The sequence below is a fragment of the Psychrobacter sp. 1U1 genome (genome assembly GCF_051847535.1).
In the GTDB taxonomy this organism is placed as follows: Bacteria; Pseudomonadota; Gammaproteobacteria; order Pseudomonadales; family Moraxellaceae; genus Psychrobacter; species Psychrobacter saeujeotis.
In genome coordinates this window covers 410,791-424,352 of the sequence record NZ_JBPYDD010000003.1, presented here as the reverse complement: position 1 = coordinate 424,352, position 13,562 = coordinate 410,791, and the positions used below count along the sequence as shown (strand labels likewise).

General features: G+C 45.2%; 11 protein-coding genes. 8 read left to right on the top strand and 3 right to left on the bottom strand.

Annotated features, from left to right (window positions below):
* Positions 1 to 12 precede the first annotated feature (12 nt).
* Positions 13 to 1,095 carry a 3-deoxy-7-phosphoheptulonate synthase gene (locus tag ACS8FB_RS06315; RefSeq protein WP_439261570.1) on the bottom strand — a complete coding sequence of 361 codons (1,083 nt, stop codon included), beginning with the start codon at positions 1,093 to 1,095 and terminating at the stop codon, positions 13 to 15.
* A 404-nt stretch (positions 1,096 to 1,499) separates the two neighbouring features.
* Here ACS8FB_RS06315 and lpxB point away from each other — a divergent pair, with 404 nt between their 5' ends.
* The 3 genes from lpxB (at position 1,500) to ACS8FB_RS06300 (ending at position 5,281) form a co-directional block, all read left to right on the top strand.
* Positions 1,500 to 2,768, top strand: coding sequence for a lipid-A-disaccharide synthase (lpxB, locus tag ACS8FB_RS06310; protein ID WP_439261643.1), 1,269 nt, complete (start codon positions 1,500 to 1,502; stop codon positions 2,766 to 2,768).
* A gap of 39 nt (positions 2,769 to 2,807) precedes the next feature.
* Positions 2,808 to 3,680 carry a ribonuclease HII gene (locus ACS8FB_RS06305; protein ID WP_439261569.1) on the top strand — a complete coding sequence of 291 codons (873 nt, stop codon included), beginning with the start codon at positions 2,808 to 2,810 and terminating at the stop codon, positions 3,678 to 3,680.
* A 287-nt stretch (positions 3,681 to 3,967) separates the two neighbouring features.
* Positions 3,968 to 5,281 (top strand): CAP domain-containing protein, encoded by a 1,314-nt coding sequence (locus tag ACS8FB_RS06300; protein WP_439261568.1) that lies wholly within the window; start codon positions 3,968 to 3,970, stop codon positions 5,279 to 5,281.
* 92 nt (positions 5,282 to 5,373) lie between these two features.
* On the opposite strand, the gene ACS8FB_RS06295 is transcribed toward ACS8FB_RS06300, so the two are convergent.
* Entirely contained in the window at positions 5,374 to 6,039 is a 666-nt protein-coding gene (locus tag ACS8FB_RS06295) for a DUF924 family protein (RefSeq protein ID WP_439261567.1), read from the bottom strand.
* A 90-nt stretch (positions 6,040 to 6,129) separates the two neighbouring features.
* Between ACS8FB_RS06295 and ACS8FB_RS06290 the strand changes: the two genes are divergently transcribed.
* The 5 genes from ACS8FB_RS06290 to betT all read left to right on the top strand — a co-directional run bounded on the left by ACS8FB_RS06290 (position 6,130) and on the right by betT (position 12,787).
* Entirely contained in the window at positions 6,130 to 7,344 is a 1,215-nt protein-coding gene (locus ACS8FB_RS06290) for a carboxynorspermidine decarboxylase (protein ID WP_439261566.1), read from the top strand.
* A gap of 284 nt (positions 7,345 to 7,628) precedes the next feature.
* Positions 7,629 to 8,903 carry a saccharopine dehydrogenase family protein gene (locus ACS8FB_RS06285; protein ID WP_439261565.1) on the top strand — a complete coding sequence of 425 codons (1,275 nt, stop codon included), beginning with the start codon at positions 7,629 to 7,631 and terminating at the stop codon, positions 8,901 to 8,903.
* A gap of 109 nt (positions 8,904 to 9,012) precedes the next feature.
* The gene (locus tag ACS8FB_RS06280) at positions 9,013 to 9,630 is read left to right on the top strand and encodes a hypothetical protein (RefSeq protein WP_439261564.1); all 618 of its coding nucleotides are present in this window, start codon (positions 9,013 to 9,015) and stop codon (positions 9,628 to 9,630) included.
* A gap of 61 nt (positions 9,631 to 9,691) precedes the next feature.
* On the top strand, positions 9,692 to 10,486 hold the full coding sequence (locus ACS8FB_RS06275; protein ID WP_439261563.1) for a hypothetical protein: 795 nt from the start codon (positions 9,692 to 9,694) through the stop codon (positions 10,484 to 10,486).
* A 99-nt stretch (positions 10,487 to 10,585) separates the two neighbouring features.
* Positions 10,586 to 12,787 (top strand): choline BCCT transporter BetT, encoded by a 2,202-nt coding sequence (betT, locus tag ACS8FB_RS06270; RefSeq protein ID WP_439261562.1) that lies wholly within the window; start codon positions 10,586 to 10,588, stop codon positions 12,785 to 12,787.
* Positions 12,788 to 13,101: 314 nt separating this feature from the next.
* Here betT and ACS8FB_RS06265 read toward each other — a convergent pair whose 3' ends face one another.
* Positions 13,102 to 13,560: a DMT family transporter gene (locus ACS8FB_RS06265; protein ID WP_439261561.1), complete on the bottom strand. Its 459-nt coding sequence runs from the start codon at positions 13,558 to 13,560 to the stop codon at positions 13,102 to 13,104.
* Between the last annotated feature and the right edge of the window lie 2 nt (positions 13,561 to 13,562).

The following is a 13,562-nucleotide window of genomic DNA, read 5'->3' as shown; positions in this document are numbered from 1 at the left end:
AACGGTTATTAATTAGCGATTGGGCAAAATGTCTTTAACCATATCGCGTAGATTATGTATAGCAGTGACGGTACTATCCCAATCGAGACAACCATCGGTGATAGATTTACCATACTCAAGCTGACTTAAGTCCGCTGTCAGTTTTTGGTTGCCGCCTTTGAGATGGCTTTCAATCATCATGCCAATGATAGACTTGTTGCCTTTTTGAATTTGCTCTGCGACATTTTGAATGACCATAGGCTGTAAATATGGGTCTTTGCCTGAATTTGCATGACTTGAGTCAATCATAATTTTGCTGTTGGTTTTACCTTTTGCTAGCTCGTTTTCAGCTTGAGCAACTGCCGTCTCATCGTAGTTGGGCTTGCCATTACCGCCACGCAGTACGACGTGTGCATAAGAGTTGCCTTTAGACTTAATGATAGAGACCTGTCCATCTGATGATAAGCCTAGGAAGCTATGACCTTCTTTTACTGCTTGCATAGCATTCACAGCGACTGTCATGCCGCCATCAGTACCGTTTTTGAAGCCTACTGGGCATGATAAGCCTGAGCTCATCTCGCGATGTGTTTGACTCTCTGTCGTACGTGCGCCAATCGCTGACCAGCTGATCAAATCTTGCATGTACTGCGGCGTATTTGGATCCAAAGCTTCAGTGGCACAAGGTAAGCCCTTCTCATTTAAATCAAGCAAGAGTTTACGAGCAGTACGCAGGCCTTTTTCGATATCGAAACTGTCGTTCATATCAGGATCATTAATCATGCCTTTCCAGCCGACAGTGGTACGCGGCTTTTCAAAATAGACACGCATCACGACAAAGATAGTATCTTCGACTTCTTTTGCTAATACGGCTAGACGATCAGCGTATTCGTGTGCCGCTTTAATATCGTGAATAGAGCAAGGTCCGATAACCACAAATAAGCGCTTATCTTTGCCATCTAAGATGTCTTGAATAGTATGACGACCCTTTGAAACAGTTTCATAAGCTTCGTTTGAAAGAGGTAGCTCAGCTTTTAACTCAGCGGGAGTAATCAAGGGGATGAGTTGTTCAATATTCACGTCATCAATATCTGCGTTGTGGGTAGCTGTTATTGTCATAATTCTACTTCATATAGCTAATATATAGGGATATTCATTATGCGGTCAAAATAGCGGGTTGGCAAGGGCAGTCGGCGAGTTAATTGACTGATAACTGGAATGTTAAAACCAAAATTTTGTTATACTTGCCTATTATTATAGGATGTAGGGCATATTTTTGATCTGTATAGCGCAGTTATAGGCTATGTTTTTATGCACTCTATATATAAACGTGCTTAGTAGGTCGATTAACATACATCATGTCTGTCGGATTTTAAGCGTATGATTATTATATGTTTAGCCTAAGCGTCGATATATTTTAAATGGTTCGTCATTTGTCTTTGCGTTGTTAATATTGAGAGTTTGTCATGATTGATTCTGCCTCACCTTTTCAAGGTACCCAAGCGTCTGCCGACCCGTTTGGTATGGTAAAGGATGAACAACATTTACCCCATAAACCGTTGGTGATTGGTATTGTAGCAGGTGAAGTATCTGGCGATAGTTTGGGCGCAGACTTTATGCAGCAAATGAATAATCTGCGTGATGATATCGTATGGGTCGGGGTTGGCGGTGCAAAAATGCAAGCGCAAGGGCTACATAGTATTTTTCCATTAGCGCGTCTAGCAGTGATGGGATTGGTAGAGGTTTTGTCGCAATTATCTGACTTGCTTAAAGCCCGCCGTGAGTTGCTATCTGCCTTTCAAACTGCGCATATAGACTGGTTTGTCGGTATTGATGCGCCTGATTTTAATCTAAGGGTTGCAAAGAAGCTCAAACCAAAAGGGGTGTTCTGCGTGCAGTATGTCAGCCCATCAATTTGGGCATGGCGTGAGTCGCGTATACATGGCATCAAGGCGGCGACCGACTTGGTACTGTGCTTGTTTCCATTTGAGCTGACAGTGTATGAGCGCCACAATCATCCTGCCGTATGCGTCGGTCATCCGCTACTACGAACCTTAAACCAAGACTTGGTAAATACTCCAACCAATCAGCTGCGTAGTGAGCTGGTTTGGCAAAATGATGGTTTACAGCAGTTCTTCGTTGAACGTTTTGATGAGGTAAGTCAGCTGATTTGTGTGATGCCAGGGTCGAGACGCGGCGAGATAACAGCGATTTTGCCACTGATGTTAGAGGGTATTCAAAAGTTATTATTGGTCGATCCTAAGTTGTGTTTTATCATACCGACTGTTGATCAAAACCATCAATATATCGTGCAAGATGTGATTGATCAACGCTCAGAGCAGTTGCGTGCAGCCATCGTCGTAGTCTATGACCAAAGTCAGCCAACCTTTAGTCAACAAGCCATGGCGGCCTCTGATATTATTATGCTAGCGTCAGGTACAGCGACACTTGAAGCCATGCTCCTTGAGCGTCCTATGGTCGTTATCTACCAATTAAACCAGCTGACTTATCAAATTGCCAAACGTTTGGTAAAAGTGCCTTATGTCGCATTGCCCAATATATTGGCAGCAAAAGCCATCGTGCCTGAGCTGATACAAGAGCAAGCAAACGGAGAAAACATTTGCCGAACAGTCACAAAACTATTGCAGCCTCGCGCCTATGCCGAGCAGCTACAGGCTTTGGTCGATACCAAGCGAACATTACAGCAGCAAAGCAACCATGAACCGGCCAATAGTGTCATTATGCAATGGTTTGCTCAAGATAGTCAAAAGCAGCAAAGAGATAGCTATTAATAGCAATCAATAAAAATATATACAAGAAGTAGGCTGTTTATGAGTCACAAAACCAGTTTAGATAATCATATTATCCATATCAAAAGCGATATTGTGCTTATAGATATCAAAGGACAATTTATAGACTTAGTCGCTCCAGTTCGTTTGCATGGTCACGTAAAGCTTACTGACGATTTATGTCAGATGATTGCAACTACAGGTCATGAAACAGAAATAATGCCGCTACAGATTGGTGTTGATGAAGCAGGGCGGGGGCCTTTGCTTGGTAGTGTGAATGTTGCTGGCGCAATTTTGCCGCGCATATGGTCAGATCTGATAGAAAATCAGCCATTGCTAAACACCCCTCTATCGATATTGACGGACTCCAAAAAGTTGAGCGAAAAAAAGCGCGATAAGCTTTATCCGTTGGTGCAGCAACATGCTTTGGGTTATGTTATCGCTGAGATCCCAGCTGCGGTCATTGATCAGCTCAATATACTGCAAGCGACTATGCTCGGTATGCGCTTATGTACAGAAGCCTTACTGACAGCAGTGGCAACGCATTGTGCAGATACTATGAGTAGTGCATCTTGTAAGCTGCAAGCCCAAGTATTATTCGACGGAAACCGCTGTCCAGATCTGGATTATCTGACACTTGCAACGCTTGGTATAGCTGAGTCCAGTATTGATTGCCAAGCTTGGGTAAAGGGAGATGCACGGCACACTAGTATTGCAGCTGCCAGTATCTTAGCAAAGGTGAGCCGCGATCAAGCTATGTATCAGCTAGATTCATTGTATCCACAATACGGTATTGCCAAACATAAAGGTTATCCTACTCGCGCTCATATGAAAGCTGTGGACCTTTATGGCCCATTGCCAGAGCATCGTCGTAGCTTTGCGCCGATAAGAAAAGCATTAAATAATGAAAGATAGAGTAACCATAAAAGGGCTATTTACTTCATTGATTCCTGTGTGTCTTAATTAAGCTAGGCAAAAGAAAATAGCCTAAGCAAAGCATTGTACTATTCCTAAAATGTCCCTTAAAACCATCCTTCAAGTTGTGTCTTTAAGCACTTACAAAATTCACGTTTTATCAAACCGTCTACTACAGACGGTTTTTTTATGGTCATAAACGGTTCTATTTATCTTCAATTGGCATACTTATTGCTCATTCTGATTATGGTCACCCAATATGCTCATTTTACGATATAGGATAAACGATGAATTTTATTACCTCAAAGAAAAGCCTTGTCATGGCTCTCTCCTCAGCGCTTCTTTTAACGGCTTGTGGCGGTGGTGGCGGTAGTGACGGTGGCAGTGACAAGAGCGCTGATACAGGTTCGAGTAGTAGTCCAGACACTTCTAACTCGTCTGAAACTGTAAGCCCAACAGTACCTAACGACACTTATACACCCTCAAAGCCTACCATCTCTCCTGAAACATCAGAACCTACTACTCCAACGCCATCAGATACTAATACGACAAATACAAAGCCTGTATTGAAGACTGAAGTTGATATGAGAGGCGTTGAAAGCAAGAGCCATAAAGGGGCTGCGCAAGTAGGATCAAATCTACTAAGCTCACAAAGACAGGCGTGTGCGCTTGGCGGAATGGCAGATAACGATGAGCTAACCAAAATAGCCACGCAGCATGCACAGTATATCCAGCATGTGTTTTCAAATAGCAGTCCGACGATTTTTAATGCTCATGGCGAAGAAGAGATTTCAGACATAAGGAATTGGACAGGAAAAAATAATCCGTTCTTTACAGGTACTAGCTTTAAAGATCGTCTGCTTAAAGCGAGGTATTCAAATTTGGCTTATGGCGTCGTGGAAAATATCTCGAGAGTTACCTACTACAGCTCAGCTGGTAAAGTTGCCTCACCAGATTATGCAGCACACTCAATGACAAAATCTTTATTGGCGGCCCCTTATCATATGCGTCTACTGGTAACGCCTAACCTTAGCCAAACAGGCTCAGGTATGATAGCTTACAAACCTTATGGCAAAGCTGCTGACAAAAGCCAAGGTTATGTCCTTGTCAACGCATCATCAGCCGATAAAAAAACAGAAAATCGTACGGTTAGTGGACTGTTTACTTATCCTTGTACTGACGTAGTAGATACTAATACAGCGCTTTACAATGAATTTCCAAGCCCAGTCGCAGGGACAGGCCGTAACCTAGGTACTGACCCTATTGGCCAGCCTATCTATATCAATATGCCATCAGCAAAGAGCATTAAAGTGAGCAACATTAAGTTTCGCGACGTCAAACGTAATATAGATGTGCCAGTTGATTTATTGGACTATAGTAACGACCCTCATAAGAGAACCGCTTATGAGTTACCGAAAAATGAAGCCTTTATTTTACCCCTTACCGATAGTTTACAAAGTTGTGAAAAAGGGCGGAGGAAAGGTAAGAACTGCGGGCTTTATGGTGATAGTGAATATCAAGTTAGTTTTGATGTCTTAGTGGACAACAAGACCCAAGAGACTAAGAAAATCACCTTTACTACAGGTGAGGTTAACTACTAGCTAAATAGTTCATATAAGTATTATATATACCTCACAAAAGAAGGGCTGAATCGCATTACTGATTCAGCCCTTCTTTTATAAGGCGAAAAGCTTTAAAACGACGAGTTCGGCTGTTTTAAAAACTCTTCTTCAGCATCAGTGGACTCTCGATCTAATACCCCGTTACGATGGGGAAAACGACCAAACTGGTCGATAATGTCTTTATGACGATGCTCAAAATCCAATGTTTCAGAGTCGTCTAATTGCTCAAACAGTGGCAGATAGCGTTCATGAATCATTGCCGATTCAGAATGCATAAACGGCATGATGATAAATTTGCGCCATGACGTTGGTAGTGTGTCAAAATGTGGTTGTTTAATAGCTTCTTGAGCCAACACCAGCGCCATTCCATCTTGTGCAAAAGCGTCTGCTTGCTTGCGACACAGATTGCGCGAAAACTGATCTAACACGATAATCTCTGCCAATCGTCCTGCCAAAGCAGTGATTGAGCTATTACTGTCTGCTGGCGCGTCTGCAATACGCCATGTTACGCATTCGCCTTGCTGGGCTGCTTGCCAAATATCACCAAACTTCTCTTTTATTTGATTATCAAAGTTATTGTTTTGTTCGAACCAATACTGCTCGTTATCTTTATCGAACCAAAAATCTAAGACCGCACGTGCATCAGCGTCAAGATATTCTAAATTAATATGTTCTAGATCAAGTTGCGATAAATTAGCTGAGCTGGTAGAGGTGGAATAATCAGTTGATAGTGACATAAGATATTCTAATTGTGATGGATTTAGTCTACTATAACGCAAATCTTTATATCTGTCATGATGCCGACAGCCGCTATTAGGTAACCTCTTATGCATTCTAACAATCCCATAAAAACCAGCCATTCGTTAACACCGTCAACGCCTTATTATTTGCTCGATGAAGCGGCAATCGTTACCAATATGCAGATTATTGCACGGCTATGTGAGTTATCAGGGGCAAAGGCATTGCTTGCGCTAAAGTGTTTTGCCACGTGGGGCGTGTTCGATGTGATGACTCCCTTTTTGCATGGCACAACCTCGTCTTCGCTCAATGAAGTACGGTTAGGCTATGAGACTTTTGGTGATAACGCGCCTGATAGTGAGAATAAAAAAGAAACCCATGCTTATAGCGTGGCTTATAGCGCGGACGAAATCGATGAAGTCTTAAGCTACGCCGATAAGATTATTTTTAATTCCATCTCCCAGCTAAACGCTTTTAAGGGTCAAGCAGTGGCAAAAAATGTCCCAGTTGGGCTACGATTAAACCCCAAGACCAGCAACTCGTCGTTTATCATTGCAGATCCGGCACGTCCTTTTAGCCGTTTAGGCGAGCATGACAAAGATAAGATTGCCGCGGTACTTGGTGACATCACAGGGGTGATGATTCATAACAACTGTGAGAATGATAGCTTTGAAGCCTTTAGCGCTAGCTTGGCTGATATCGAAGACAGATTTGGTGATGTTTTAGCGAAACTTGAGTGGGTAAGCTTGGGCGGTGGTATTCACTTTATCGCGCCTGATTATCCACTAGAAAAACTAGCGACACGGTTAAAAGGCTTCAGCGAAAAATATGGGGTACAAGTTTATCTTGAGCCGGGTGAGGCCAGTATTCATGGCGCAGGTACGCTTGTCACGACTGTCTTGGATACCATGCACAATGAAAAAAACCTCGCCGTCGTCGATGCCTCCATCGAAGCGCACATGCTAGATTTGCTGATTTATCGTGAGTCTGCGCCTATTACAGCGCTCAATGCAGAGTCAGTAGAGGTAATGCCTATCAGACAAGAACAACAAGACGCTGCGGACAATACTATTATCTATGGACGCTCTTGCTTGGCAGGGGATATTTTTGGTGAATATCAATTGGCAAAACCGTTAAAAATTGGCGATACCATAAGCTTTGGTAATGCGGCAGGCTATACCATGGTGAAGAAAAACTGGTTCAATGGGGTCAACATGCCAGCGATTATCATTCGTCGTCTAGATGGCAGTATTGATGTGCAGCGCGAATTTGATTATCAAGATTACAAAGCCAGCTTGTCTTAAATTAACCATTCTCTTAACTTATTTAAACTTTTAGAAACAAAGGTTTAGGTCAAGTTGTTAAGATTTTTAAGCAGTCTATTTTTTAAACATTATTTTTACCGTTAACTGAATAAAAATTGTTATAATCGCCTCGGGCAAATCACCATTAGCAAAATGGTGCTTGCTCGACGGGTGCGTGGGTTTTCCTCGGTCTTCCTTTTTAATTCACGCATATCATTCACTCGTTTCTGTTTTGCATAGCCAATATCAATGGTATCGACAGGGATACAAAGGAGGATTGTTCATTGAACACAAACCAACAAGTTAAGCCCAGCAAAAAAGACGTACTCATCATCGGTGCAGGCGGTGTCGCTCAAGTGGTCGCGCATAAGTGTGCGATGCATAATGATGTGCTCGGCGAGATTCATATCGCTTCACGTACTAAAGACAAATGTGATGCCATCGTTCAAAGCGTAAAGGATAAAGGTAGCTTTAAGCAAGCTGCCGTCTTGCATACGCACCAAGTCGATGCTATGGACAGCCAAGCTGTCGTTGATCTTATCAATGATACCGGTATTCAAATCCTAATCAACGTCGGCTCGGCATTTATCAATATGACGGTATTGGAAGCTTGCATTGAGACAGGTGTGGCTTATATCGATACCGCCATTCATGAAGATCCGCGCAAGATTTGTGAGACGCCGCCATGGTATGAAAACTACGAATGGAAACGTAAGCAGCGCTGTGCGGACAATAATGTCACGGCAATCTTGGGTGCAGGCTTTGATCCCGGTATGGTCAACGCTTATGCGCGTCTGGGCTATGACATGATGGATGCCGGTTCAGTGACTGATATTGATATTATCGATATCAATGCGGGTAGCCACGGCAAATATTTTGCCACTAATTTCGATCCTGAGATTAATTTCCGTGAATTCACTGGTACGGTTTATTCTTGGCAGGACAGCCGCTGGCAGTCTAACAAGATGTTTGAAGTCAAGCGTACCGACGATCTGCCTGTGGTCGGCGTGCAAAACAGCTACTTAAGTGGTCATGACGAGATTCATTCACTATCGGCCAATTTGGACGTGCCAAACATTCGCTTTTGGATGGGCTTTGGTGAGCACTATATCAATGTCTTCACCGTGCTACAAAGTTTAGGTTTACTCTCCGAGCAGCCGGTGATGACTGCGGAAGGGCAAGAAGTAATACCATTAAAAGTGGTCAAAGCGGTACTGCCAGATCCAAGCTCGCTTGCACCAAATTATACAGGCAAGACCTGTATCGGTGACAAGGTTAAAGGACAAATAAACGGCGTTGAGACTGAAGTGTTTATCTACAACGTCTCAGATCATAAAGATGCTTACAACGAGGTCGGTAGCCAAGGTATCTCGTATACCGCAGGCGTGCCACCCGTCGCTGCTGCGATGCTGGTTGCGACTGGCGAGTGGGATGCAGGCAAGATGGTCAACGTCGAAGAATTGGATGCCAAGCCATTTATTAATCTATTGAATAAGATTGGTTTGCCAACGCGTATCAAAGATAGCAAAGGTGATAGGGCGCTAGAGTTCGATATTTAAAATTGAATTATTTATGAGCACTGACACCATATCAAGTTAGCGTTTGATATGGTGTTTTTTAGTTTTAATAACTTTAATAGCTCTGCCAATATAATAAAGAGGATTGGTAATGTCCCTTACTCAATACGAAGTTGGTGATTTAATTATCAATGCTGAGAAATTAAAGGTCTTGATGGTTTTAGAGTCGCCATATGTCAATGAAATTATCCATAATCATCCAGCGGCAGGCGAGTCGGCGCTTGATCTGACGCGCTTGTTAACCCGCCAAGGCTACGTACCATCCTTTAACCCAGATGTGCCTGTAGGCTGCAATATCCAAGCCTTAAACTACGCGCCGCTGGGTATTTTAAACTGCTCACACCTGCCCATGAACGCTGATGCTTATCCATGTGGTCTGCCCAATAACGCGCAATCACAAGTCGATAATCTTGCCACTCTCAAGCAGCGTTTGGCACCGCATCATCAACCAGACGTCTCAATAACATTGGCAAATACCGCCGTTTTTACAGACTTTTCGCGGCGTCTCACGTCGGTACTGAGGCAAAACCCTAACGTGGCCATTGTTCCTTGCGGTCAGACGGCATCAGGCTTTATCGATAGCTTTGTCGCTACCACGGATCAGTCACCAAACATCATCGCACGCCTGCCGCATCCCACAGAAGACGCGTGGCAAAATGTAGCCAACACAGATTTGCATGCCATTATTGACCCTGCGATGTTGCCCTAAGCTTGTCAAAATACACTATGATTGCTTTGACAACCAAACATAGCAGTCAAGGACGATAGCCATGAGCGATAACGCGCCGCCTGTCACACCCATATGCTTAGACTCAATCCGCACCTGGCTGATTGCCACCACGCGCCTGTTTGCTAGGTTTTCGGTCATATTGATCGTGCTGGCTGGCGCTTTGATTGCCAGCTTTTTGCTGCACTTGCCGCTCATCATGTCTTATGGGCTAATTCTTAGCATATCAGCTGTCCTCTTTATCATGCTGATTATGATGTCCATTAAAAACATCGTTTATCTGTATCTAAAGTTCAGCGTTTGGGGGCAAATCGTTTTGTATTTGCTCGTCGCGCTCATCAGCGCGCGCTCGTATTTGTGGGCGATTGGGGCCATCAATCGTATATTTTTGGTCGATCCGAGCAACCTTGCGCTGACCACGACGGTATTGACCGCCATTGTCTTTTTTAGATACGCCATTATGATTTTGCTTGCAACTTATCTGTTGGCCCTCGGCCTGTATTTTTATGTGAGGCAAAAGGATGGGGTTCAAAACAACGACCGGCAAAAACTGGCCAAAAAACTATACGCGGGCGCCGCTTTTGTGGTCATCGTCGGCTTGAGTGTCATCGCTGCTGGCAATATCTCAAAATACAGCGATCAGATGATTCAAGCGTTTGCGATCCATATTGATTTTTATACCCATCATGCTTGTATCAATGATGATAAGAGCATGAAGGACAGTGATGGGATTTTGTTTTTATCAGCGCGTGATATTTTAGTGGCCAAAAAGGCGGGGCCCATGCAATGGCAATACCAACACGTCCGCTGTCAGACGCTCCAAAACCCGCTACGCTAACAAATCGCCCACCAGCCAACCCATAGTGAAACCGTGAGGCTGTGCTAAAATTTGCGCCTTTGGCACATTAATATAAACCATCCTAATGAGACCGTTATTATGAGTTCGCATCCTACAGACGACAAGCCTACCCAGGATTCGTCGACGCCCGCCCCATCCGATACAGGTGACAAAACAGCGCAAACCCCCTTTGAGCGCAAGCAATTTGGCGGCTCAGAGCGTCGATCTAAGCCTCATTTGGATGAGGATATGCCCATATCGCGTAGCGATCTAAAAAAGGGCGCCCAAGCGTTGTCACAAGACACCGAAGCGCATGTGAATTGGAGCGTGCTCATCATCTCATCAGTTGTGATTGCAGCTTTCTCCATTTGGGCCATTATCATGCCGATGGCTGCCAGTACCACGATGAAGACCGTCGTCGATTGGATCGCCACCAATCTTGGGTGGTATTACGTGATTACGATGGTGATAGTGATCGGTTTTGTTTTGTGGGTGGCGTTGTCCAAGGCGGGCAGTGTGCGGCTTGGGCCGGATGACTCACGGCCGCAGTATAAGCTGGGTACGTGGGCGGCGATGCTGTTTGCCGCAGGTGTCGGTATTGACCTCTTGTTCTTCTCAGTGACTGGGCCTGTGGTGCAATATCTAACCCCGCCATCCGGTAGCGGCGCGACTGCCGATTCGATGCAAAACGCGGTCGTCTGGACGATGTTTCATTATGGTATTGCTGGCTGGTCCGTTTATGCGCTGCTTGGTATGGCGATGGGCTACTTTGCCTATCGCTGGGGCATGCCACTATCGATTAGGGCGGCGCTATACCCCTTATTCGGCAAGCGTGTCAACGGCCCTATCGGTCATGGTATCAGTATTTTGGCACTGGTAGGTACGGTGTTTGGCGTGGCAACCACGATGGGTATTGGGGTGGTGCTATTAAACGTCGGATTCTCGAAGATTTTTGGCTTAAATGAAGGCTTGAGCTTGCAGATTGCGCTGGTGATCGGCGCGGTTGTCTTAACCATTTTGGCGACCACCTCAGGGGTTGATCGCGGTATCCGCTGGATATCAGAATTAAACCTGTGGAGCGCGGTGGCGATGATGGCGTTTATCTTAATCGCAGGTCAGACGGCGTTTTTGTTAAATGCACTGGTCGAAAACTTAGGACAGTTCTTTGTCACTTTGCCTGCGCGCATGTTCAAAACCCTAGCTTACGTGCCGGGCAGTAGCGAGTGGATGGGCAGCTGGACGCTGTTTTTTTGGGCGTTTTGGCTGGCGTGGGGGCCCTTTGTTGGGGTGTTTTTGGCACGAATATCACGCGGCCGCACGCTACGAGAGTTTGTGATTGCTGCCATCACCGTACCTGTGCTGTGTGACTTTATCATCGTCTCATTCTTTGGTAATTCAGCACTTTATGAGGTATTACAAGGCAATACAGCCTTCGCCCAGCTGGCGATTGAGAGTCCCGAGCGCGGCTGGTATGCCTTGCTTGATATGTTCCCTGGGGCGACCTTTTTAGTGATACTAGCGACGCTCTCAGGCTTGCTGTTTTATATCACCAGTGCCAACTCAGGGGCGATGGTGATGTCCAACTTCTCCGCCTCCATCCCTGATCCTAGCGAGGATGGCCCTAAGTGGCTGCGTATCTTTTGGGCAGTACTGACGGCTATTTTGACCATCTCTATGCTGATCGCAGGCGGCGTGATCACCATGGAATACGCAACGCTCATATTTGCGCTACCTGTGACCGTTATCGTCTATTTGGTGATGTTTTCGTTTTTTAAAGCGCTTAAGATAGAGCAGGCTGAGCGCGAAGGCACCGTACTGCGTCGCCCCTCTATCGCGCCTAGTGGCGGTCACGTTCCGGAGCGCTCATGGACGCAGCGTTTAGGGCAGATGCTTACTTATCCTTCTAGGCGTGAAGCTATCAGGTTCCTTGAGCGTACCGTCCGCCCGGCACTAGATGACGTCGCTGATGAGTTTCGTCGCCAAGGCTATGTCGCTGAGCGCATCAACGCCGACCACAGCCTAACCGCACCTCTTGACGCGATGAGCGGACCCTTGCTGCGCTTATCGACCGCTGCCACCGACGATTTTTATTATCAAGTGTTTATGGTTGAGACCCCAGCGCCCACCTTTAGCGGTAAGCTGGCCTCTGACAGCGACATCTATTATCGGCTTGAGGTGAGCACCCAAACCGGCTCCGGCGGTTATGACCTTATGGGGCTCACTCGCCAGCAAGTCATCGATGATGTACTCGAGCAGTATCAAGCATATCTGACATTTTTGAGCATGCCTGTCTCAAAATAAAAGCCGAGGTTAAACGCTTATTTTGTAGGTTGGGTGTTGCAAGCGCCACCCAACCTACGAGATATTGGTGCACCAAATGTGCTTTATAACCTTATTGTTTTACATGGGTAGGTTGGAGCCGAGGCACAAGACCTAACATTTTGTTGATTTTAATTAACGGTTTAATGTCGTAAGCCACCTAATATAAAGACTAAAAATTCCAACGTACGCTTTTAAACACGCCTTCTGCATTTGCGCCAGTATTTTATTCTTCTTCTGTACAGACCTCTATGAGCAAAAAGGCACCATCAACATTCGATAAGCACTCTAATCACCTAAACTGTAACCCGCCTTTTATCACTCAAATAAATCAAGTACAGCGCCCCTGCCAGCAATCCTAACGCCGCTGTGCGTTTGATATCAAGTGGCAACTGACCATTGCCAAACCAGCCAAAGTGATCAATGATTAGCCCCATCATGACTTGTCCTGCGATGATGCCCACAATCGTCGCTGCCGTACCGATGCGCGGCACGGCAATCACGATCGCCACCATACAAAAATTACCAAACAGCGCGCCGGTATATTGCCAGATAGGCACGCTAAGTATTTTCTGTATATCTAGTGGCTCAAATAGCAGTATAAGCATTAGTAAGATAACAGAGGCTACCACATTAGTCAGCCACGCTGTCGTAACCACATCGGTATGTAGGCTTAGTGACCCATTGATAGTTGACTGCACAGCGATCGCCATACCGCCTAAGAGCAACAATGGAAAAGCAAAGGTGAGTAACATCA